17 protein-coding genes and 1 pseudogene are annotated in these 22,230 nt (G+C 46.6%); 10 read left to right on the top strand and 8 right to left on the bottom strand.

Annotation, left to right across the window (positions count from 1 at the left end):
* Positions 1 to 64: 64 nt before the first annotated feature.
* On the bottom strand, positions 65 to 943 hold the full coding sequence (locus RLO19_RS11835) for a Uma2 family endonuclease (protein ID WP_446356586.1): 879 nt from the start codon (positions 941 to 943) through the stop codon (positions 65 to 67).
* Between the two features lie 165 nt (positions 944 to 1,108).
* Between RLO19_RS11835 and RLO19_RS11830 the strand changes: the two genes are divergently transcribed.
* On the top strand, positions 1,109 to 1,903 hold the full coding sequence (locus RLO19_RS11830) for a DsbA family protein (protein ID WP_446356584.1): 795 nt from the start codon (positions 1,109 to 1,111) through the stop codon (positions 1,901 to 1,903).
* Positions 1,904 to 2,316: 413 nt separating this feature from the next.
* Here RLO19_RS11830 and RLO19_RS11825 read toward each other — a convergent pair whose 3' ends face one another.
* Positions 2,317 to 3,291: a hypothetical protein gene (locus RLO19_RS11825; protein WP_446356583.1), complete on the bottom strand. Its 975-nt coding sequence runs from the start codon at positions 3,289 to 3,291 to the stop codon at positions 2,317 to 2,319.
* 336 nt (positions 3,292 to 3,627) lie between these two features.
* Here RLO19_RS11825 and glmU point away from each other — a divergent pair, with 336 nt between their 5' ends.
* A complete protein-coding gene (gene glmU / locus RLO19_RS11820) occupies positions 3,628 to 4,986 on the top strand; it encodes a bifunctional UDP-N-acetylglucosamine diphosphorylase/glucosamine-1-phosphate N-acetyltransferase GlmU (RefSeq protein ID WP_446356581.1) in 1,359 nt (452 codons plus the stop codon).
* A gap of 198 nt (positions 4,987 to 5,184) precedes the next feature.
* Here the strand turns inward: glmU and RLO19_RS11815 are convergent, their stop codons facing one another.
* A complete protein-coding gene (locus tag RLO19_RS11815) occupies positions 5,185 to 6,099 on the bottom strand; it encodes an Rpn family recombination-promoting nuclease/putative transposase (RefSeq protein ID WP_446356579.1) in 915 nt (304 codons plus the stop codon).
* 44 nt (positions 6,100 to 6,143) lie between these two features.
* A complete protein-coding gene (locus RLO19_RS11810; protein ID WP_446356578.1) occupies positions 6,144 to 8,972 on the bottom strand; it encodes a GAF domain-containing protein in 2,829 nt (942 codons plus the stop codon).
* Between the two features lie 82 nt (positions 8,973 to 9,054).
* Between RLO19_RS11810 and RLO19_RS11805 the strand changes: the two genes are divergently transcribed.
* The 4 genes and pseudogenes from RLO19_RS11805 to RLO19_RS11790 form a co-directional block, all read left to right on the top strand.
* Positions 9,055 to 10,200, top strand: coding sequence for a quinone-dependent dihydroorotate dehydrogenase (locus RLO19_RS11805; protein ID WP_446356576.1), 1,146 nt, complete (start codon positions 9,055 to 9,057; stop codon positions 10,198 to 10,200).
* A 415-nt stretch (positions 10,201 to 10,615) separates the two neighbouring features.
* On the top strand, positions 10,616 to 10,840 hold the full coding sequence (locus RLO19_RS11800; protein WP_446356574.1) for a hypothetical protein: 225 nt from the start codon (positions 10,616 to 10,618) through the stop codon (positions 10,838 to 10,840).
* A gap of 83 nt (positions 10,841 to 10,923) precedes the next feature.
* The gene (locus RLO19_RS11795) at positions 10,924 to 12,468 is read left to right on the top strand and encodes an ArnT family glycosyltransferase (RefSeq protein WP_446356573.1); all 1,545 of its coding nucleotides are present in this window, start codon (positions 10,924 to 10,926) and stop codon (positions 12,466 to 12,468) included.
* Positions 12,469 to 12,558: 90 nt separating this feature from the next.
* Positions 12,559 to 12,723 (top strand): annotated as a pseudogene (locus tag RLO19_RS11790) (transaldolase family protein); the annotation flags it as partial.
* A 244-nt stretch (positions 12,724 to 12,967) separates the two neighbouring features.
* On the opposite strand, the gene RLO19_RS11785 reads toward RLO19_RS11790, so the two are convergent.
* The 3 genes from RLO19_RS11785 to RLO19_RS11775 form a co-directional block, all read right to left on the bottom strand.
* On the bottom strand, positions 12,968 to 13,672 hold the full coding sequence (locus RLO19_RS11785; RefSeq protein WP_446356572.1) for a YtxH domain-containing protein: 705 nt from the start codon (positions 13,670 to 13,672) through the stop codon (positions 12,968 to 12,970).
* Positions 13,673 to 13,936: 264 nt separating this feature from the next.
* On the bottom strand, positions 13,937 to 14,824 hold the full coding sequence (locus RLO19_RS11780) for a metal ABC transporter permease (RefSeq protein WP_446356599.1): 888 nt from the start codon (positions 14,822 to 14,824) through the stop codon (positions 13,937 to 13,939).
* Between the two features lie 79 nt (positions 14,825 to 14,903).
* Positions 14,904 to 15,623, bottom strand: a complete 720-nt coding sequence (locus RLO19_RS11775) for a metal ABC transporter ATP-binding protein (protein WP_446356570.1) — start codon at positions 15,621 to 15,623, stop codon at positions 14,904 to 14,906.
* Positions 15,624 to 15,877: 254 nt separating this feature from the next.
* Between RLO19_RS11775 and RLO19_RS11770 the strand changes: the two genes are divergently transcribed.
* Positions 15,878 to 16,960, top strand: coding sequence for a metal ABC transporter solute-binding protein, Zn/Mn family (locus RLO19_RS11770; RefSeq protein WP_446356568.1), 1,083 nt, complete (start codon positions 15,878 to 15,880; stop codon positions 16,958 to 16,960).
* Here the strand turns inward: RLO19_RS11770 and RLO19_RS11765 are convergent.
* A complete protein-coding gene (locus tag RLO19_RS11765; protein WP_446356566.1) occupies positions 16,957 to 18,186 on the bottom strand; it encodes an FAD-dependent oxidoreductase in 1,230 nt (409 codons plus the stop codon). The two genes, RLO19_RS11770 and RLO19_RS11765, sit on opposite strands and share 4 nt — an antisense overlap.
* Before the next feature lie 129 nt (positions 18,187 to 18,315).
* On the opposite strand from RLO19_RS11765, the gene RLO19_RS11760 reads away from it, so the two are divergent.
* From RLO19_RS11760 to RLO19_RS11750, 3 genes are all read left to right on the top strand, one after another.
* A complete protein-coding gene (locus tag RLO19_RS11760) occupies positions 18,316 to 19,995 on the top strand; it encodes an iron uptake porin (protein ID WP_446356564.1) in 1,680 nt (559 codons plus the stop codon).
* A gap of 117 nt (positions 19,996 to 20,112) precedes the next feature.
* Complete coding sequence (locus tag RLO19_RS11755) at positions 20,113 to 21,084, top strand: CobW family GTP-binding protein (protein WP_446356562.1); 972 nt, start codon at positions 20,113 to 20,115, stop codon at positions 21,082 to 21,084.
* Positions 21,072 to 22,148 carry a WD40 repeat domain-containing protein gene (locus RLO19_RS11750; protein WP_446356560.1) on the top strand — a complete coding sequence of 359 codons (1,077 nt, stop codon included), beginning with the start codon at positions 21,072 to 21,074 and terminating at the stop codon, positions 22,146 to 22,148. The genes RLO19_RS11755 and RLO19_RS11750 overlap by 13 nt, the downstream gene beginning before the upstream one ends.
* Positions 22,149 to 22,230 lie beyond the last annotated feature (82 nt).

Raw genomic sequence — 22,230 nt, 5'->3', positions numbered from 1 at the left:
CCGACGCTCTCCCGAAGGGGAGCGCTCTGCTGTCGCCTATAGCTCAGAATTAAAGCTCGACTCGTTAGGACAAAGAGTTGGGATCAATTCCCAACTCTTGCAATTTTGCCATTAACGCCTGATTGCGTTGCCGTTCTTCCTCTAGGTTGTTCGTCATCGCGTCAGCGCGTTGGCGTTCCTGTTCGGCGCGTTGACATTCCTGTTCAGCGCGTTGACGTTCTTGTTCAGCGCGTTGGCGTTCTTGTTCGGCGCGTTGGCGTTCCTGTTCGGCGCGTTGACGTTCCTGTTCGGCTTGTTCCGCACTCCACAGCAACAGGTTCCCAGACTCATCCCACCAGCGTAACCAATGGGTTGTTGAGCCTAATCGAGTGCCATACCAGATACCTAAAAATAGTCCTAATTCAGGAATCCAGTAGCGTCCTTCCGCTGTGGGTTGTTGCAATAGGTATCGATTATCTTGTAACCGACGGACTTCTAGGATTAGTTCTAGGGGATTAAAGATGACATAGGTGGGAACTTGCAGAATTTGCTCATAGAAGTACAACTTCCCATAGGGAAACGTTGGTCGTACTGAGTATTCTCCTGTTTCAGTTTCTGACAAAAACTCCATGACTATCCCAACTGGACTTCCTTCGCGATTGGGGGTATAGCTGCGACGAATTACGCCTTCTGCAACCGGTAATACCTGGGGTACATACAGCCAATCTGGTGCTTTGACCACAATTCTCCGATTTACCGTCGCCACAAGCCCAAAATTAGAAGCGATTAACATTTGCGAATTCAGGCGATTGGCTGCACCTAAGGCGTCTGTCACTGCGGCGGCGAGGGGTGGTTGTTGAATGTTTTCCACGGGATCATCAGGCAGGATAAAATCGTCGGGAAGCTTTTCCCAGGTAACTAGGGGTTCTTGGCGTTTGGCGGAGGTTGGAGTTTGCAGAACCATCTGAGATTGTTTAACCTTGGCGGTTGTTATATCTTCTTGTAGTGCGCTAAAGCGCCGACTACGAACGAACGGAACGGTGCTCGCAGTATTCCTATAAACTGAATCTTACCTCTTGTACACCCGATACAATCAACAATGAATGATGAACCATAGACCATCTAAATTATGTACCCATTTCGGCTTTGTGCGATCGCGCTCTCTCATCTTTCCCGGTTGACTCAGACAATTGTGGGACTTTTGCTCCTTTGTATTACCTTACTCGGCTCTTCTCTACCCGTTCAAGCCGCTAACCCAGTTAGTCCCCAATTTGAAGAACAAGTGTTGCAAGTTATTCGCGAACACCCAGAAGTAATTCTAGAATCCGTTCAGGCGTATCAGCAGCTTGTCCAACAGCAACTCCAACAAGCCCAGCAAGCGTTTGTTAAGGAACTCAAAATGAATCCTCAAGCCGTTATTGGGGAGTCACCCACCACGGGGGCGTCTCAGTCCAAGATTGTCATGGTGGAGTTTTCCGATTTTCAATGTCCCTATTGTGCCAGGGCGCATAACACGGTGCAACGGTTTATGGCAAAGCATCAGGATGAGGTAACGTTGACCTATAAGCATTACCCTTTAGCCTCAATTCATCCCCAAGCTATCTCAGCAGCGAAAGCAGCATGGGCGGCGTTTCAACAGGGGAAGTTTTGGGAGTATCACGATGTGCTGTTTACTCAGCAGGAAAAACTGGGGGAATCATTTTATATTGAAACAGCCAAGGGTTTGAAATTAAATGTAGACCAATTTAACCGCGATCGCAATAGCCAAGGGGCACAAACGGCAATAAATCAGGATATTCAGTTAGCTGAGAGTTTGGGAATTACTGGAACTCCCTTTTTTGTTATGAATGGGGATGTTTTCACCGGAGCAATAGAACTAGAGGAGATGGAGAAACGTTTCACTCGGGTTAAAAAGTCTCTTTGACACTCCCCGCCCATACAGCGATTTCCAGTCTAATGCGGTACATCGATAAGGGCGCAAGCCTTGCGCCCCTACATTCCGGTGTACCTCACCTGCATGAGAACCGCTATAGCTAGGTTATGGACGAGGATACCTTCTTGTGTGACTTACCGTTTAGCCAAATCATACCAAGTTGCATTCAAAGATATAACTTTCTCTCCCCCTGCTTCCCCTGCTTCCCCTGCTTCCCCTGCTTCCCCTGCCTCCCCTGCTTTTCCTATCTACTATGTTTGAGCGCAACTCGGTATCAGTATCCCCATTTTACTCGGCTCTCTTGTGAACCATCGGGGGTGAGAACCTTCTTTCTCCTTCGCCCATTCTCCATCTGCCAGGTGCGTCTCTACCTGATTTTGGGCTTTAAAGAAACTTTGACGAACTTAAGGCGTAACCTCTTGTAGTTGGTTTCCGGGATTAAGTTCTGATGTTTTTTCATTCGTTTCGGTAGAGATGAACGGTTCTGTAGAAAAAGGTTCAGACGATTCTTCTTGCTCCTCTGACGCCCGCTTCGCCAGTTTAACGGTTCTCTCGACTTCTTCCTTAAAATGCTGCTTTTGCGAATATTCAGCCATCTTGATTTGAGCCGTCTCGTAGACAGATGTACCTGGTGGAATCTGCGACAGATAGTTCAACGCGCCTTTAAAATCTCGTTTGGCGGCTTGGTTATAGGCTTGTTGTAAAAGATATTCTGCTTTAATGCGTTGTTTTTCTTCATACTCAGCTAACTTCGGTTGAATTGTAGCCGCCGTTGTTGTCTCTGGGGGAATTTGTTTGAGCAAGTTCAAAGCTTCGGTAAAATCCTTTTTTTGGGCTTTGGCGTAAGCTTGATCTAGTAATTGTTTCGCTTCAGCTTCTAACTCAGGTTTGGCTTGTTCAACCAGTGACTCAACTTTACGCCGCCAGAAGTGCACCCCATCCATTTGGCGAGCGGCTTCCAAAACATCTCGCCATCGCTTCTCCTTGAGAGCTTGTTCAGCGGCTTGGTATTGAGCAGCTGCTGTGTACCATTCCCGCCGCCACCGTTTGAGGCTGGTGATAGAATCCTGGTATAAAGCACTCTCACGAGGAATCGATTTAGCTAGTGAGATCGCCTTTTGAAAATTTCCCGCATCATATTCTGCCCTCGCCCGTTCTAATCGGTCAAGGGCAGGGTTGGATGGAACAGCATTCAACAGAGAATAAAGCCCAAATGAGATCACCACAGTATTACAGGCGGCTAGACTCACTCCCACACCCTTTAACATAGGGGGTAGCTGGAAAAACCAACGGAAATCAAATAGCGTCGATTCGGTTTGGGGTTCTAATACGACTCCATCCGATGGTTTTGTGTTACTCACTGTAGACTGCTGCTCCATACAACCTATCCAAAACACTTATCTTTGTTGCATTTCGGTGTTTACTTCCTGCTGCTTCGGGGACTCCTGATTGCTTACCGGTGATCAAGTCACCCTCATTTTCCATATTTCTATAGATGAACAATTTTTCCGGAATCCCAGGTACTGGAATTAATCGCCGCCAAGATTGACGAACTCGCATTTGGTGCCGTTATCGAAACAGGTGTGGTAACCATGGTGGAAATTTTTCATAAAGTAACCGTCAACTTTAATTCTGTCCGACTAGGTATAACATACTATGGTATTATCAGTTAGCAAAAATCTATAATTCGGTAGCAGATCACCCCTATCACAATCATGGTTGCAGTCGCGATTTTAGCAGCAGGGCGCGGGACACGAATGAAATCCAATTTGCCCAAGGTATGTCACAATTTGGGTTCCTTGTCAATGGTGGAACGAGTTCTCAAGAGTTGTCTTGGTGTCAATCCGTTGCGGTGTCTTGTGATTGTCGGTTATCAAGCAGAACTTGTGAAAAATTCTCTCGCCCAGTTCCAGGATATCGAATTTGTTGAGCAGACTGCACAATTGGGAACCGGTCATGCTGTACAACAACTCCTACCCTACTTAGAGGGATTTACTGAGGATTTGTTAGTCTTGAATGGCGATGTTCCCCTATTGCGCCCCCAAACGCTGCAACAATTATTAGAAGCCCATAAAACCCATCAAAATGCCGCTACCCTCTTAACCGCGCAACTCCCCAATCCTCAAGGATATGGGCGAGTTTTTTGTGATGGTCAAAATCTGGTCACCCAGATTGTGGAAGATCGAGACTGCACCACAGCACAAAAGCAGAACCGTCGGATTAATGGGGGAGTCTATTGTTTCAATTGGCAGAAATTGGCGAAAATACTGCCAAATCTACAAACGAATAATGACCAGCAAGAATATTATTTAACTGATGCGATTCATGAACTAGAACCCGTAATGGCGGTTGATGTGGAGGACTACCAGGAAATTTTAGGGATCAACAACCGCAACCAGTTAGCCCAAGCTTACGAAATTTTACAGGAGCGGGTGAAGGAAGGGTGGATGAGTGCAGGAGTAACGTTAATTAATCCCGATAGTATTACCATTGATGACACGGTAGAATTAGAACCGGATGTAATTATTGAACCCCAAACCCATCTGCGGGGGAAAACAGTGATTGGTTCCGGGAGTCGGATTGGACCCGGAAGTCTGATTGAAAATAGTCGATTAGGGAAAAATGTAACGGCGATGTATTCGGTGGTGAGTGATTCTGTGGTGCAAGAGAATAGCCGAATCGGACCTTATACCCATCTTAGAGGTCATGTAACCCTCGGGGAGTCCTGTCGGGTGGGGAATTTTGTGGAACTGAAAAACACTCAAATTGGCGATCGCACGAATATCGCCCACCTCTCTTATCTGGGGGATGCGACATTGGGGAATCAGGTGAACATCGGTGCGGGAACGATTACCGCCAACTACGATGGGGTACAAAAGCATCGCACCCAAATCGGCGATCGCACGAAGACGGGTTCCAATAGTGTCCTTGTTGCACCCGTAACTTTGGGTCAAGATGTCACAGTAGCGGCGGGTTCAGTCGTAACCGAAAATACACCCGATGATTGTCTGGTGATTTCGCGATCGCGTCAAGTCGTCAAACCCGGTTGGCGTCTCAATGTTCCAACCCCCTAGGGGCGCACGCTCCGTGCATTGGTGTCAACTTAAGCGCTAAAAGCAGGGGGAGCCGGGGGAGCAGGGGGAGCAAGAAACACGATCAGTTTGTGTCGAACTGCTCGAAACAATAATTGGCAAGGGTTGTGGCTTAAGTTGACACGGATGACGGATGGTGCGCCCTAATTATTCCCAGGTTTCCATGAATTCGACTCAAAATCACCCATTTTCGAGTAACCAACTTGATAACTCTTCTAAATTGTTGAAATCAAAAACATCATTGCTTAGACGTTCCAACTGTTCAACCGATAACTTTTGAATCCGCTGACTAATTTCTGGCGGAATTGACCCCAACTGTCGCTCCAGAAAACGGAATATCCATCGGATTCCTTGCTCTAACCCTTCTTGCCGTCCCTCCTGCTTTGCCTTAACAATCGATCCCCGTTGGTCTTCCAGGAACATTTCTTGCTTACGCAATTTTTCCACTTCCTCTACACTCAAATTCGCTTGATTGGCGATATTCATCGCTTTATCTAATTCTGGAAGTTGGCTAAATGTGGGGGGAATCACTTCCAAGCTGGGAGCCTCTTTAATAAAATAAATCCATTTATCCGTTAAACTCTCTAATTCATCCAGTGTTTTCGGGAATTTCGGCAATTCTACAAAAATTAACTCGACTTCTGGATCAGGATAGTCAAATAACTCCTGTTTTTCTTTCAAGCTAAACCGGGTCAGATACCGTTGCGTCTGATTAAACATGGGAAAGTCGGTAATCGTTAAGGCAATGACTGGTTTCAGGTACGAGTATCCTTCACCATATTTTAATTGATTCGCATAAGTTTTGGTCAGGTTATAAATGACTCGCTTCTCAAAGAAGGCTAGGTTGAGGACTTGCATTTCAATTAGCACAGTTGAGCCATTATCCAGTAAGGCTTTGACATCCAGATAGCTATCTTTTAGGTCAACCACATCCCTAGGATTATAGGGGTCAATGATTTCTAAATCCTGAATCACGGGGTTGGCTTCATAAATCAAGGCATTTAAAAAGCTAATTAGGATATCTTTACTATCTTTTGAGCCAAATATTTTTTTAAAAGCAAAGTCAGTTTTCGGGCTGATAAATCTGAGAGTCATAGCTTTTTAATGTTTAAGCCGCGATCGCCAAAATCGTACCAGATTTACTTGTGATTCTGTTCTAATGGCAAAAGTAACCGGATCAAATAGTCATGGACTTGAGTTTGGTAAAAGAGGAGATCGCCCCCCCAACTTCGCAAAATCTGTTGACAAATTTTCATACTTAAGCTAGGCAAGGATTTTTTTGGTGAAGCGGTGAGAGCCTGCTGACACTCCTCCAGAGAACTATTTTCACAAATCAGTAACTCTAATAAAGGATAAGGTGAACTTGAGCGCACAGTGGGCTTGACATCCGCACGCAAGGGACAGCACCACAGATGAATCCAAAGTCCGGCAGGGGAATGTAAGCCAATGGTGAGCAATAACTCTAACAAAATGCATTCTAGCTTAAGGCGATCGCCATAAATGGTAAACTGACTCACATTATGCATATTCAGCACCAGTTGACGCTGATGATAAAATGGTTCAACCTGTCGCAGCGATCGCTTCAACAAGGTTGCCAACTGTATGGGACGTAGGTTAGTCGTGAGTTGCCATTGTTCTTGCTTGAGGATCGGATTCAATCCCGCCAGAACGTCTTCTAACTGATGCAACAGTTGCTGACGACGCATCTTTTGTAAAGCAGAATTAGTAACATACTGCGTCGCCTCAGCCGGATAGGTGTTTTGAGAATCCAATGCCAGTAACCCATTGCTCATCTCTTGCACAGACTGATACAATTTCTCTAAGCATCGGTGTTTGTACCAGTTTAGAGCTTGCAAATCTTCCCGATCTTGGGTTTGCCGAATCAAACGATAGCGATACTCACGCAAGCTAGTAAACTGTTGGCTTAGGGTTTCGAGTACCGATAACATATCCTCAGACCACATCCGTTCCTCGCGATCGGCAATTAGTACCAATCCCGTGGCGGAGGTTTTACCCTGATGCAACGCAATCACCAAGATTTGACCAATATCGGGACTATTAAACCATTGACGGATCGAATCAGGCAGATCCCTCACCAAACAGCAGCAGAAATGCGGCGTAGCTAGAGCCTCTTGAATCAAGGGGTTGGTTGCTACTGGAATCGTTAAATCTGGGGGGAGAGCCAAACTGGGATCAGCAACAACAGCAGTCGTTACCGTTGCCCAAGGAATTTGGGGAGTCCAGGTTAGCAGCGCCACTAGAGGACATTCCAACAGCTTTGCCACATAATTAACCCAAGCCTTTTCAAAGCGCACCGGATCTTTAGAGGCACAGTTGAGCAGGGATAATCCCGACTGGAGGGTTTGGCGAGCCAAAAATGAACGTTTGGCGTTATCCAACTCACCCGAAAGAGTCAGCAGCAGATGGATGAGTTGGGCAATGGTTTTGGCAAAATCCCGTTCATTACGGTTCCATGTCCGGGGACTGTCATGACCAATAATTAACACGAAGCTGGGTGAGTTGGGGGAATGTTCTGGAACAGACAAAAACTCCAGCAGCAGAGAACGCACATTAAGTTCAGTGAAACTGTCCCGCCAGGATATCAGTAGCCCATCTGCCTCTACATCTTCAATCGCCACCATTTTGTTTTGTTCACTCAACCACCCCTGCTCCTCTGGCTCAAGAGGCGGTAGGGGTGATGGGCAAGGACGGCGATTCGACGGTTGTTTGCCAAATACGAGGTTGAACTGACCCGAGGGATCAGGTTGTAGGATTAAAAAGCGATCGGCTCTTAGATGCTGGCAAATCAGCTTTCCACAATCATTGAGGGCAGTTTCAGTCGTGGGGCTAGAAGCGATTGTCTGAGCAATCGTTGCCACCAACTGGCTATCCTTTAGGCTTAACTGAACTTGAGATTCTAGTTCCTCACAACTCACCACCAGCGCCACTAATTGAGCGGTTGCTAGTATAGAGTTCCGTTCTGCCCGCTCCCAAATCCGAGGAGCATCATCTTCTACCGACACAAAACCCAAGAGTTCCCCCTGGCTTTGAATCGGGGCTGCCATCAATGAACGAGTCCGCAGCCGATTTAGGATATGTTTTGTGGTTTCTGGCTGGAGTTGGCTTCTACTGGTTCCAATTGTCACTAACTGACCCCTAGCCAGCGCCTGATAAAAGTCAGTGGCTTCAGCAACAGTAAGACCTGCTGTCGAGCCTCGTGACCCCACCACACTGCGGAGAGATTGGCGATTGCCCACCCGATGCCAGAAATAGCGTTGCTGAGGATTATACCAATAAATACTGGTGCGTGTGGGCGTGATAAAATCTTGGGTCATCGACACCAATTTATCCAGACGCTGAACCACCTTGGGCAATTTGATCAGCTCATCGAGGGCTTGAAAGAGGGGTTTATCGGGGCGTTTAATTGCTGATTGTTGCCAATTTACTTCTATTTCATGTAACGCCGTCGCTAATCCCCCCAAAACCATGGATAAATGGGCTTTGTCTTCAGGTTGGGGAGAGATACCCCACTGATTTGAACCCAACAAGGTTATACCAAAACATCGATCCTTGGCTCGCAAGGGCAACAGCAGTGCTCCCTGAATACCTAAGTTTTCGGCAATTCGGCGCCATTCTCCAGCTCGGCTTTCTTTCTGAATATCTGGAAGGGTAATCGGGCGCTGCTGGATTACTACCTGTTCTAAAAGATCCCCCGGTTGCAGGTTGTATCGCTGCTTCAAAAAATCGGTATCTGCCGTCTGAGCGATACCCCCTTTCCCAAATAAGCGATGCTCTAAGCGATCATAAAGCCCAATCCAGATTAGGTGGTAATCAAACTCCGTTTGCAGGTAATTTAGAGTAGTCTCGATCAACACGCCAGCATTTTCCTCTTCCCGCAATGTCTCCAACACTCGTCCTAGGGCAAGAAATGGATGATCGTTTTGGGGTGGTAGATTTTGCTGACCCATAATCAATTATCAGGGAACAGGGAACAGGGAATAGGGATGAATGACGAGTGACAAAGGACAAATGACAAAGGACAAATGACCAATGACTGATATTTATCAATCTGCCATTCGCCCCATTCTATTTTCGCTCTTTAAAGCAGACCCGGAGTGGGCGCACGAACAAACGATAAACTTATTAGGTTGGCTAGATCGTACTAATGAATCCTCCTCAACTCCTTGGCTTTCCTCTCAATTGCACCAAGCCTTTTGCCTAAGTGATGCTCGCTTAGAACAAACACTGTGGGGCTTGAAATTCCCCAATCCTCTAGGTTTAGCCGCCGGATTTGATAAGGATGGGGTAGCGGCTCGAATTTGGCGGATCTTTGGTTTTGGCTTTGCTGAACTAGGAACCGTTACCTTTGAAGCCCAACCCGGAAATCCACAACCCCGGTTGTTTCGATTGCTCCAAGATAGAGCCGTTCTCAACCGCATGGGGTTTAATAATCGAGGGGCAAAAGCATTGGCTCAACGATTAGGAGCGATCGCGCATCAGCCTTTTGAGCCGATCCCCTTGGGGATCAATCTGGGTAAGTCTAAGGTAACACCTCTAGAAGATGCGGCAACGGACTATTTAGCTAGTTTCCGCCTGCTTAAGCCCTGGGGCGATTATTTTGTGGTTAACGTTAGTTCACCCAATACACCCGGATTGCGATCGCTGCAAGATGCTGAGCAACTGCAAATCATTTTGGAGACGTTGCAACAGGATAATCAGGGGCAAAAGCCGCTTTTAGTCAAGATTGCACCGGATTTGGAGTGGGACGCGATCGCAGATGTTGTTCATTTAGCTCAAACTTACCAGCTTGCGGGGATTGTGGCTACCAATACAACCATTAACCGGGATAGGCTGAAAACTCAACTTATCGCCGCAACAGGTAAACCCGTGACTGAAGAAGCCGGCGGAATTAGTGGTGCGCCTTTGCGGGAGCGTTCGACAGAGGTGATTCGCTTTATTCACCAGCAAACCCAGGGGAAACTACCGATTATCGGTGTTGGTGGGATTTTTACCGCCGAGGATGCTTGGGAAAAACTCACCGCCGGTGCCAGTTTGATTCAAGTGTACACAGGGCTAGTCTATGAGGGACCCTGGATGGTGCGGCGAATCATGCAGGGATTGTTAAGAAAGTTGGAACAAAAAGGATTGAGTTCGATTAGTGAGGTGGTGGAGCAGCCACCATCCTCTACGGAGTGAAGCTTAGTCCTCGTAAAGTTTTGCCTAGGGCGGATAACACGGCACGAATCATCAGGTTATCCCCATCCACATATTTTTTTTGATACTACTATACTATATAATGTACACCACTCTAGAGATATATGTTTGGGATGTCATCCTGTGATGGTCAACAGACGGCAGCTAATTTAGTACGTAAGTATTAGTTATGCTGATACAGATAAACTTTATCAGTTAACGTCAATCGGACAAAGCAATTTAAACTCCTAAAAGTTAGCATAAAGAGTAGCTTAGTCTTCTGTTGGTGTGAAAGTGCTTTAGGGAAGGACATCCTATCTGCAGTGGTGGGAAAGAAGATACAGCTTAGGTTTGGTGAGTTTCCTTTATTGAGGAGTCACTCATCAGCAAATTGATTGTCAAGCTATTGAGGTTTTGTATGTGGGAAACAGTTTTTATCGGATTAGTCGCATTTTACCTGGTCATGCTACCGCTCTTATTCAGCCGATGGTTAGATTTCATGCAACATGATGACAGCTTATCCTCAAAGGATAAGTTTTTATCTTGGGTGATTTTGGTCATTGCTACCATTATGTGGCCCATAGTGGTGCCAATCTCTTATCTAGAACTGTTGGACACCCGAAGAACGTTTAATCATTACTAGAGCATAAGTTCCAGAGTTAAGAAGGCGGTAGAGATTGAGTCGGTAATAGAGACAACTCACCTCTTCTGTCAAGAGATAAAGACTTGACAAAACGACGACTAAATTTCACTGACTACCATTGGCTAATCGGTTTTTCCTTAGCCGCCCTTTTCCTGGGAGGTATGTCTGTCGGGAATGTACCGCTACGAGATTGGGATGAGGGGACTCGCGCCCTAATTGCCAGAGAGATTTATCGTACAGGGAATTGGCTTCATCCGACGCTTGGGGGGGAACCCTATCTGCTCAAACCCCCGTTAATGGATTGGTTAATTGCTCTGTCGTATAAATTATGGGGGATTGGAGAATTCACCACCCGCCTACCGGGAGCGTTTTTGTCCGCTTGTGGGGTTCCGCTACTGTATTTGTTGGGGCGAGAACTTTTTGCCCAACGTCTACCTGCTGTATTGGCGGCTAGCGTTTACTTAACGTTGCTACCTGTGGTGCGTCATGGGCGTCTGGCGATGCTGGATGGTACGGTGGTGTTGTTTTTTGTGCTATTGCTATTGTGCTTGCTGAAAGCGCGTCACGATAAGCGTTGGGCAATAGGGATTGGGATTAGCCTGGGATTGATTACGTTAACTAAAGGGATTTTGGTGATCCTGTTGGGTGCGATCGCGTTTGGGTTTCTCTTAGCCGATAGACAATTAGCGCAATTGAAACATCCCTATTTTTGGCTGGGTATTCTCTTGGGGAGTACGCCTGCGATCGCGTGGTATATTGCACAGTGGCAGTATTATGGCGAAACCTTTTTGCAGGTGCATTTTCAGGCGCAGGGGTTGAACCGCATTTCGGAATCGGTGGAGGGAAACCAAGGTGCGCCTTGGTATTATTTGCTCGAATTACTCAAATACAGTTTTCCCTGGCTACTGTTTTGGTTTGGCGGATTGGGCTTAGCTTGGCATCATCGTCAAAGGAGTTGGGGCAAACTGGTACTGATTGGTACGATTGGCTATCTGGGGACGATTTCCCTAATGGGAACCAAGTTACCTTGGTACATTATGCCGTTATACCCTTTTTTTGCTCTAGCTGTCGGCGTATTTTTAGCACATTTATGGCAAAAAAGCAAGCATTATCCCCAAGTTTTAGTCTGGCTTTTAGGGTTGATGGCAGTTGCTGGGGTGGGGGGATGTGTTTATTTTATCCTGGCAGATCCGCAGCCTGTGTTAATTATTATGGGCGTGGTTGTGGCGTTAACAATGGGTTTAGCGGCTTGGCACGTTTACCAGGATAATCGCCAATTTATCCCGATTTTATTGGGTGGAACTTACGTGGCGTTGTTGTTATTAATGATGTCTACATCCTGGGTTTGGGAATTAAATGAAGCCTTTGCAGTGAAACCAGTTGCCGAGTTGATTCAGGAAAATACTCCCCCAGAAACTGTAGTTTATACGTCGTTTGGTTATCGGCGTCCCAGTTTAGATTTTTATAGCGATCGCCAAGTGATTCCGGCGGATACAACTAGGTTGAAACAGTTGGCGTCAACGTCGGCGTATTTACTGGTGGATGAGTCAACTTTGGCAGTATTACCGATTCGCGATCGCGTCATTCTTGGTAGTAGCGAAGGCTTCACCCTAATTGCACCACCTTAAAGATGAATGACACTGAAAATTTGCATTGTTGGAGCGCCGCAACCCTTGATATAGCGTAGGGTGGGCAATGCCCACCAGCATGGTAAGTCAATTCTAGCCGCCAGTCTCAAATCACCATAAGAAGCGGCGGGGGCTTTAATCGCTGGGGCGGATCATCTGACGCTACCGTTAGAGATGTTGAATGCGATGGCAACTCACAATTTATCCGAGCAAACCATTGATGAATTTGCCCAAAAAGGGCGGGGATTGATGTAGCAGGGGTGCTCTTGAAGCTGAGGGAGCTCTTGATGCTGGGAAAAGTTATGACAGTTGTAGGGGCGGGTTTTACTACTATCTTTTCTGAGCTCACCATGATGTGCCTAAACCCGCCCTGACTCATCGCTCTATCAAAGGTTTTGGCGATCTCACAAGGCAAATTTTCAGTGCCATTCGTCCTAACATCCTTGGCGGTTGCTATAAAGGGGAAAAAGAATAACAGAATTCCTTTCCCCTTTTTCCCTTAGGAAGGCTTATTGTAACCTTTTGTGTCTCGGACGGAGAATGTTGGCTTGTCGATTTCAGGTAATTCAGGTGTTTCTGGCTTAACGTCAATCGGTTTCACTTCTGTTTCTGCGACGTTCTTGTCCACAACAGTGACAGGTTTTGCCGCGATTACCGTTGAAGTTGGTTCAACAATAATCCGTTCTTGTTCTTCGACTACCTCACCATCTAGATTTCTCGATGGCTTAGCCTTCTCGGCTTGATCTTGAACTTTATCGGCTGCACCAATTGCAGCACTTTTCGCTTTATCAGCTTGACTTTCAATAGAAGGTTTAGCCTTCTCGGCTGCATCTTGAATCTTGTCGGCTGTCTTGACAGCAGCACTTTTAGCTTGGTTCGCGGCGTTTTCAATAGCTGGCTTAGCTTGTTCAGCCGCATCTTGCACTTTATTGGCTGCCTGTTCAGCAGCTCTTTTGAGTTTATCAGGTGCATCCTCAGGAGTGGCTTTAGCGGTCAAACCACCAGCTACGGCGCCTGTGACAGCACCCACTACAGCACCTCGTTTGCCAGCAACTTGACCACCGACTACAGCACCAATCACTGCACCAACTACCCCAGCGCCGACTACACCCTTACCTTCATCGTTAGAAGATTCATCGGGTTTATTGGCAGTGGGTTCAAGAGGTTGATTATCTTTATCCAAAAATTGCTTATTACTATCCATGTAGAGTTGTTCTCCTTTACTGATATTGAATGTTCCCTTAAGAGATTTAAGGCTCTTTTCTATCTTTTATCACCTTAACAATCAACCGTTATCGCTGACGCCAAGCTAAAGGAGGATATTACGGCAGGTTGAGTCAGTCGATAGATATATTTCTAGTTTGACCAAGCTTGAGCTAATTTTTCAATCTATTCAAAAACTTGCTCTAACAGAAACTGAGTAAGAGGATCTCATTTTTAACCTCAGTTAGTGGTCAAAAAAAGGGAATCAGCGTCTCCAGAGTTTTATGGGTTGCAGGATTTTGGCAATCCAACGGAGGGTTCCGGGTTCGGTTAAAATTCCCTGGGTGGGACTGAATAGAAATGCCAGAATAAAGAAACTAAAGACAACCAGGACAATCGCCGAACCCGATGGTAAATCTAGGTAATAGCTTAAATACATGCCACTGACACCAGCAATTACACCGATTATTGCCCCCAATCCCATCATCTGATGCAATTCTTTGACCAAAAGATAGGCAGTAATGGCAGGACCGACGAGGAGGGAAATAACCAGAAGCACTCCAACGGTTTGCATACTGGCGACAATCGTTAAGGTAATGGCACAAATGAAGCCGAAATACATAGTGGTAACGGGTAAACCACTGGCTTGAGCGCCGAGGGGATCAAAGGTGTAGAAAAGGAGTTCTTTGTAAAAAAGTTTGGTCAACAGTAAAATGACGACTGTAATCATTAGCGTGTGCCAGACATCGCTGGTTCTGACGCCTAAAATATCGCCAAAGAGAATAGAACTGAGGTCGAATTGATTGGTTTCTAACAGGGAAATCAAGATAACTCCCAAGCCCAAAAAACTGGTTAACGTTAACGCCATTGCCGCATCCACCTTGACTCGCGATCGCTGATGAATGCCAGCCACCACTAACGCGCTCAATGTCCCAGCTATAAACGCCCCCAGAGACAGAAATTGCTCCTCCACAAAAAAGGCAATGGATAGTCCAGGTAAAACAGCATGGGCGATCACATGACCAATCATGACCATCTGTTGCACAATCAAATAACTACCCACAACCGCCCCTAAAATTCCCAGCAGCACCGCAATGGCTATAGCTTCACGCATATATCCCCACTGGAGAGGTTCAATTAACCCATGCCACATCACATCCACCTCACTTATTCTTGGTTTCCTGTTTGCTATTAATATCCCATTAAAACCCGTGATTAAATCGGGATGAACATTATGCAACAATAAGACTCATGATTTTTCCATAGGCTTTTTTGATATTTTCAGTTGTCAATACTTCTGACCTTGAACCCACAGCAATTAATTCTTTATTTAACAGCAACATTTGGTCATATTGCTCTAATGTTTCTCCCAAGTCATGACTTATAACTAATAAAATTTTATTTTGAAATTTTAATTCTTGAAAAATCTCAAAAATAATCTCTTCAGTCTTTTGATCAATACCAGCAAACGGCTCATCAAAAAAAAACAACTCCGCCTGTTGCGCCAGCGCCCTTGCCAAAAATACTCGTTGTTGTTGTCCACCAGAGAGTTCGCCAATTTGACGATGACGATACTCAAATAAGCCCACCCGTTGCAGTGCATCCTGAACAATCTCGTGAGATTGACGAGACGGCTCTCTAAACCAGCCTGTGTGAACCGTGCGTCCCATCATCACTACATTCCATACTGTAACCGGATAATTCCAATCAATTTGGGTGCGCTGCGGTACATAGGCTAATCGTTTCCGTTGGCTTTTCAGGGGTTTGGCGTGAAAGGTTGCTTCTCCTCTGGTGAGGGGAATGAGTCCCAGAATTGCCTTAATAATCGTACTTTTGCCAGCACCGTTAGGTCCCAAAAGCACCGTTAACTGTCCGGGTTGGATAGAAAAAGAAATACCGGAGATTGCCCAGGTATTTCGGTAGTTGACCGCCAAATCATGAACTTCGAGCATTATGACCTGTCTGTGAGAATGACTACCATTAACAAGTTCTGCTTTTAGCTTATCGGATAATGATTCCCGTGATTTCACACCAAGCGCATTGGGTAGGGATAGGGAAGTAGGGGCGAAGCATTCGCGCCCAGATCTATCGGTTTTCTACTCAAATTCCAACGCGAATGCTTCGCCCAATCCTAGGGGGTGGAGGTGATCCAAGAGTATTAGAATGATTATCATTATAATGATCTCTCGGTTAAAGGAGCTTGACTATGCTAAAGTGTCTATCGAGCAAAACCCTTAACGGCTGGAATAGTACAGTTCTGGTATTCGCGATCGCACTGACAGGGTGTGTTCAAACCAACCAGACAGCCGTTTCGCCAACGCCAACAGGTGAAGGGACGGTATCAGGTGATAAACCCAGTGTGGTAGCGTCTCATCGCGTTCTTTGCGATTTAACCAAAGAAATTGCCCAGGACACCATTCAACTCAATTGTTTATTAGACCCGAACCAAGATCCTCATACCTACCGAGCAACCCCATCCCACCGCAAAGCCGTTGAAACCGCACAACTGATCCTTTATGGTGGCTATGATGCAGAAGCCGGTGTTGAGGGATTAATTGAAGCCAGCAATACATCCGCCCCTATCGTTGCTGTCTTTGAGGAAGCTGTCCCCAATCCCCTAACGGGAGAAGCACATCACCATGATCATGGGGAAAAGGAACAAGGTGAACACTCAGATCATGAAGAAAACCATGCCGCCGATAAGGGGGAAAAGGTTCCTGACCCCCATGTTTGGCATGATGTGCAAAACGGTATGGCGATGGTTGATGTGATTCGCAACCAACTGACACAGATTAATCCAGATCAGGCTGAACTTTATGCGGAAAATGCCCAACAGTTAACCAGCCAACTTGACCAGTTAGATACCTGGGTAAACGCGCAAGTGGCAACGATTCCCCCAGGAAAACGCACAATTGTCACCACTCATGACGCCTTGGCTTATTATGTCAACGCTTATGGATTTGAAGCGGCGGAATCGCTGCAAGGACTCAGTACCGAAGAAACACCCTCAGCCGCACGGGTAAAGGAATTGGTGGAAACCATTGAACAAGCCAATGTTCCTACAATTTTTGTGGAAACGACAACCAATTCCACCGCGATTGAGACTGTTGCGAGGGAAGCAGATGTCAAGGTTTCTGAACAAAAATTGATTGTTGGTAGTCTGGGTGCCCAAAATAGTGACACAGGAACCTATATAGGAATGATCACCCATAATACCTGCGCGATCGCGAAAGGTTTGGGCGGAACCTGTACTCCTTTCAAAATGATGACAGGTGATAATCAGCCTTAAGAGGAAGGGTAAAGCGTCGGTTTGGTTAAGGCGGGTACGATGCGATCGCTCGCCATTTTACCACCGTAAAGGTTCCGTGCCACAGGTCCTATCTGTAGGGCGGCTAAACCTCCCATCACAAATAACTCACAACCCGACCAACGCAAATGCTCGTCTAAAACAGGCAGACCCTTGACAAGAGGTACAGGATATGCATCAATAACATCCTTAAGTAACGGGTCAACGGTGGCATCAAAGCCAGTTCCAGTCGCATACCAAATACGTTGACATTTATAAACTTGACCCTGATCACAGTCAACCTGCCACTGGTTATCCTGCCACCGAGCCTCAACCACCTGGCATTCTGGATAAAACCTCAGCATACCTTGCCTTTCCAGGCGGCGTAACTGAAACATCATTTTCGGCGTCATTGATCCCCCATTTCGCGCCCCCTGAATCATCTCCCACCGCTTCTGCCAATCCGGTTCAGCCCAAAAGTCCTTGAGATACTTGGGTCCCAACCAACCCGGTTCAGCATCAAACCATTTTTCCTGGAGTCGGCGCCGTGACATTAACATCACCTTCGCTCCCCGTGCTGCTGCACCCACGGCTAAATGTCCACTCGTCAACCCACCCCCAATAATTAACACCTGCTCACCGGCTATCTGCACGTTCCCTAAATCGACGCTTTGAGCATGGCATAATCGGTAAGTTGGATAAGCCGATACAATTTTATCTACCCAATCGGGTACAATCTTTCTCCCCGCACCCGTCGCCAGAACCACCCGACGAGCGATGACTGATTGCCCATTTGATAACTCTAGGCGAAATCGAGGGCGTTTGAAAACCGTGGTTGGTTTAAGACTACTCACATCAGCCCTAACCAGCTTATCCGGCAATCCCCACTGATGGATAACATCCTGACAAAACTCCTGAAATAGCTGCGTTCCGGGAAGATCATAAGGCGGGAAAAATTCCGACTCCCGGTTTTCGGCAAAAGAGCGCAGCGCATAAGGGTTGGGGTGGGGATGGTGTACCGCAGGGGATCTCAGATGAGGGATTTCTAAGGCAGCAAATTGATGGAACCACCGATTCATCCATCTACCACTGCCATCAAAAACCCAAAACCTATCCTTCATTGTCTTACGTTTTTGTAGCAGGTGAGTGACTAGGGTTAGAGCCTGGGGACCTGCGCCAATAACGGCAATGTCAATGTTCGCGGGTAAGGATGCCGAATGGTAAGTCATGGAAAATCAGACCCTGGATTTACAATAACGATAATCGTTCTTATGATAATGATTATCATAATTTTGACACCGAGTCACCGATAGGTGATCGGGCAAGACCTTGAACTGAATAGGGTGTGAGGAGTTACTATGGCAAAAACATGGTGGAATACTTTAATCGTTAACCCAGTGGTATTGGGTACTTGGGCAGTCTGTGCAGCCCCAAATGCTTTGGCACAGATTGAGGGGTACAACCCCATCAGTCAGGCGAACGCTCTTGAGCAAGTCACCAGTGTCTCTCAGTTACGAGATGTTTCCCCTGGCGATTGGGCGTATGAAGCCCTACGCAGTTTGGTGGAACGCTATGGCTGTATCGCTGGCTATCCCGATGGCACCTATCGCGGGAATCGAGCCTTAACCCGATTTGAGTTTGCCGCCGGTTTGAATGCGTGCTTGCAGCAAATTGAGCGTTTACTCCCTAATGGCGAACTGGAGGGGAGTGATTTGGCAACCTTACGACGGTTGGTGCAAGAATTTGAGGCGGAATTGGCGACTCTAGGAGCGCGAGTAGATAATTTGGAAGGTCGAGTCGCCTTTTTAGAAGATAATCAGTTTTCCACAACGACCAAACTTCGCGGAGAAGTCAGCTTTGCCCTGAGTAGTGTGTTTGGGGATGAAAAGGCAGATGGTAGTGGAGAAGATTTGGAAGATGAAGTCGTTTTCGATAACCGAGTGCGTCTATTTTTAGAGACGAGTTTTACAGGGGAGGACTTGTTACTAACTCGCTTGGATGCACTGAATACGGTTCCTTTTGGTCCGGGTGAAGGAGATAATCCTAATATTACCGGAACCAGTATGACCCGTCTCGCTTTTGATGAAGGCAATGATAATGATGTAGCTATTGGCAAGTTATTTTATCGCTTCTCTCTGGGAGAAATGGCAGCGTCACATAATCAGGAAGAAGAGGAACATGGGCATGGACATGGTGCTGTCAAAGGTGCGAAACTTTCCTTTATTATTGATGCCGTTGGTGGTGAGTTTAATGAGAACTTTGCCAACTATAACGAGTTTTTCTCGGAAGAACTTACGGGGGCAATTTCTCGTTTTGGGCGTTTTAATCCGATTTATTATCAGGGACTTGAAGGTACAGGTGCTAGTATGACCTATAACTTCAATTCGGCACTTAATTTATCCGTGGGTTATCTGGCTCCCAATGCTAATGATCCGAGTCAGAAAAACGGTTTGTTTAATGGTAGCTATGCTGCCATCGCCCAACTGGGGATTGAACCGAGCGAAGGTTTGCGTTTGGGTCTGACTTATGTGCGTTCCTATTATCCTGGGGGACAGGTGGTGGTTTCTGGGGAAACGGGGAGTGAATTGGCAAATGTGCCATTTGGGGAAGATACTGCAACGTCAGCGGATCAGTTTGGGCTTTCTGCCAGTTTACGTCTCAGTCCCGCTTTTACGCTTTCGGGTTGGGGGGGTTTGACCCTGGCTCATGCTCAAGATAATGGTTTTAACAATGGTGTCTTGGTGGATGAGGGCGATGACGCTACTATTTTTAACTGGGCAGTTACCCTGGCATTGCCTGATTTTGGCTCAGAGGGGAGTCTGCTGGGGTTTGTTGTCGGACAACCGCCGAAGGTGACGGATAATGATGGCGGTTTTGAGGATGATGATACGTCTTGGCATCTGGAAGCTCAGTATCGTTATCAACTCACGGATAATATCGCGATTAATCCGGGGGTGTTCGTGATTCTTAACCCAGAACACGATGATAACAATGACACGATTTGGGTGGGGACGCTTCGCACTATCTTTGAATTCTAGAGACGTGCCATCTGTAGAGACGTAGCATGGCACGTCTCTTAAAAATTGGGTGAAAGGGATTGTCGCCTAGGGGAAAAACGTTTATCATTTGAGAATGATAATCATTTTAACTAGCGTATGGTAACAGTTCAAGCCTCCAGTACCATTCCGGTTACTGTTCTCACCGGCTATCTCGGCGCAGGGAAAACCACCCTACTCAACCACATCCTTACTTATGAACATGGCAAGAAAGTCGCCGTCATCGTCAACGAGTTTGGAGAAGTTGGTATTGATAACCAATTAGTGATTGATACCGATGAAGAAATCTTTGAGATGAACAACGGGTGCATTTGCTGTACCGTCCGAGGGGATTTGATGCGGATTATCGGTAATCTAATTAAGCGGCGTAATAAGTTTGACCATCTGGTGATAGAAACCACGGGACTGGCTGACCCCGCCCCTGTGATTCAAACCTTTTTTATTGATGAAGATATGCGGCAACAACTGCTTTTAGATGCCGTGGTAACAGTGGTGGATGCCAAGCATATTTGGCAGCATTGGCAGGCGGATGAGGCGCAAGAACAGATTGCTTTTGCTGACGTAATTTTGCTTAACAAGACAGATTTAGTTTCCCCGGATGAGTTAGATGAGTTGGAGAAGCGGATACGGGGGATGAATGCTCTAGCAAAAATTTACCGCACCCAAAACTCTGAGTTAGGCATGGAGGCGTTACTGGGTGTGAAAGCCTTTGACCTCAACCGTGCTTTGGAGATTGATCCTAACTTCCTCAGCGAAGATGCTCATGAACATGATGAGTCGGTTCATTCCTTTGCTTTGGTTGAATCAAAACCTGTGGATGGGGAAAAACTGAATAATTGGCTCTCGCAATTGTTACAAACCAAGGGTCCTGATATTTTCCGAATGAAGGGAATTATCAACATGGCTGGAGAAGACCAACGGTTTGTCTTTCAAGGGGTACATATGTTGTTTGATGGTCGAGGCGATCGCGCCTGGAAGCCTGGAGAACGCCGGAAAAGCGAACTGGTGTTTATTGGTCGCAATTTAGAGGAAGCGAAGCTGAGAGAGGACTTTAGAGCGTGTCTGGTTTAGGGATTACCCAAAAAAATCTATTAGAACAACAGTGGCGTGGGCAACTCTCGGAGTATGTCACGGCTGTGGCTTGGTCAGTTGATGGGTGTTTAGCGGTGAGTTCAGCGGCGGGGGAGGTTCGGCTGTGGGATGGCGGGAATGGTGACTCACGCTTAATTCTCGGTTCAGAAGACACAGGTGAACAGTCGATTGATTGTCTGGACTTTTCCGCCGATGGGCAATTTTTGGCAGCGGGAGGACAAGATGGTGGGGTGAGAATTTGGCAGGTGAAGCCCCAACTTCAACTGATCACGACTCTCAATAATGCCCCCAAATGGGTGGATCACCTGCGTTGGAGTCCCACGGGGAACCAATTAGCATTTAGTTTGGGGCGTTATGTCCAAGTCTGGGATGCGGTTGAGAAAGAAACGATTGTTACATTATCTTTTGACTCGTCCTCGGTATTGGGAATGACTTGGCATCCTCAAGGACAGCATTTAGCGATCGCGGGTGATCAGGGTGCTAAGGTTTGGGATAGCCGGAATTGGGATGATGACCCTTATCTTATCAATATGCCGGCGGCGAGTGTGGCGATTGCTTGGTCACCGGATGGCAAGTATCTCGCTTCTGGTAATCTCGATTTAACGATCACGGTAGTGCAGTGGGGTCATCCTCATCCTTGGGTGATGCGGGGATTTCCCGGCAAAATTCGTAACTTGAGATGGTCAAAATTCCTGTCAAATACTGCACCATTGTTAGCTGCTTCCAGTGGTGAGGGGATTGTCATCTGGAAAAAACAAACGGATGATCGTCAGGGTTGGGATGCACGGGTTTTAGATCTGCATACTGAAATCGTCCAGGATATCGCCTTTCAACCCCAGAGTTTACTATTAGCTTCAGCGAGTAATGATGGCTGGATTTGTCTGTGGCAAAAAGCCAAACAAATTGCCCAAATTTTAAACGGTGCGCCCCAGGGTTTTTCTTGTCTGGCTTGGCATCCTGGGGGAATTCAATTGGCGGCTGGCGGTCAAAATGGGGAGGTTTTAGTTTGGTCACAATCCCATCGGGGTAAAGGATTTGGTTAATGAAAGTTTGCTGAATAAGAAACATGTATATGTAGAGACGTAGCATGCTACGTCTCTACATCTGGCGAAGAGAATGAACAAT

The sequence above is a fragment of the Coleofasciculus sp. G2-EDA-02 genome (assembly GCF_040226375.1).
Classification (GTDB): Bacteria; Cyanobacteriota; Cyanobacteriia; order Cyanobacteriales; family Coleofasciculaceae; genus Coleofasciculus.
This window is presented reverse-complemented; position numbering and strand designations above follow the sequence as displayed.

Bases quoted from the DNA above. Each gene is read 5' to 3' on its own strand.
- RLO19_RS11825 (WP_446356583.1), bottom strand. From the start codon at position 3,291: ATGGAGCAGCAGTCTACAGTGAGTAACACAAAACCATCGGATGGAGTC.
- RLO19_RS11830 (WP_446356584.1), top strand. From the start codon at position 1,109: ATGTACCCATTTCGGCTTTGTGCGATCGCGCTCTCTCATCTTTCCCGG.
- RLO19_RS11775 (WP_446356570.1), bottom strand. From the start codon at position 15,623: ATGCTCGAAGTTCATGATTTGGCGGTCAACTACCGAAATACCTGGGCA.
- RLO19_RS11780 (WP_446356599.1), bottom strand. From the start codon at position 14,824: ATGTGGCATGGGTTAATTGAACCTCTCCAGTGGGGATATATGCGTGAA.
- glmU (WP_446356581.1), top strand. From the start codon at position 3,628: ATGGTTGCAGTCGCGATTTTAGCAGCAGGGCGCGGGACACGAATGAAA.
- RLO19_RS11815 (WP_446356579.1), bottom strand. From the start codon at position 6,099: ATGACTCTCAGATTTATCAGCCCGAAAACTGACTTTGCTTTTAAAAAA.
- RLO19_RS11765 (WP_446356566.1), bottom strand. From the start codon at position 18,186: ATGACTTACCATTCGGCATCCTTACCCGCGAACATTGACATTGCCGTT.
- RLO19_RS11810 (WP_446356578.1), bottom strand. From the start codon at position 8,972: ATGGGTCAGCAAAATCTACCACCCCAAAACGATCATCCATTTCTTGCC.
- RLO19_RS11760 (WP_446356564.1), top strand. From the start codon at position 18,316: ATGGCAAAAACATGGTGGAATACTTTAATCGTTAACCCAGTGGTATTG.
- RLO19_RS11785 (WP_446356572.1), bottom strand. From the start codon at position 13,672: ATGGATAGTAATAAGCAATTTTTGGATAAAGATAATCAACCTCTTGAA.
- RLO19_RS11770 (WP_446356568.1), top strand. From the start codon at position 15,878: ATGCTAAAGTGTCTATCGAGCAAAACCCTTAACGGCTGGAATAGTACA.
- RLO19_RS11800 (WP_446356574.1), top strand. From the start codon at position 10,616: ATGTGGGAAACAGTTTTTATCGGATTAGTCGCATTTTACCTGGTCATG.
- RLO19_RS11805 (WP_446356576.1), top strand. From the start codon at position 9,055: ATGACTGATATTTATCAATCTGCCATTCGCCCCATTCTATTTTCGCTC.
- RLO19_RS11835 (WP_446356586.1), bottom strand. From the start codon at position 943: ATGGTTCTGCAAACTCCAACCTCCGCCAAACGCCAAGAACCCCTAGTT.
- RLO19_RS11755 (WP_446356562.1), top strand. From the start codon at position 20,113: ATGGTAACAGTTCAAGCCTCCAGTACCATTCCGGTTACTGTTCTCACC.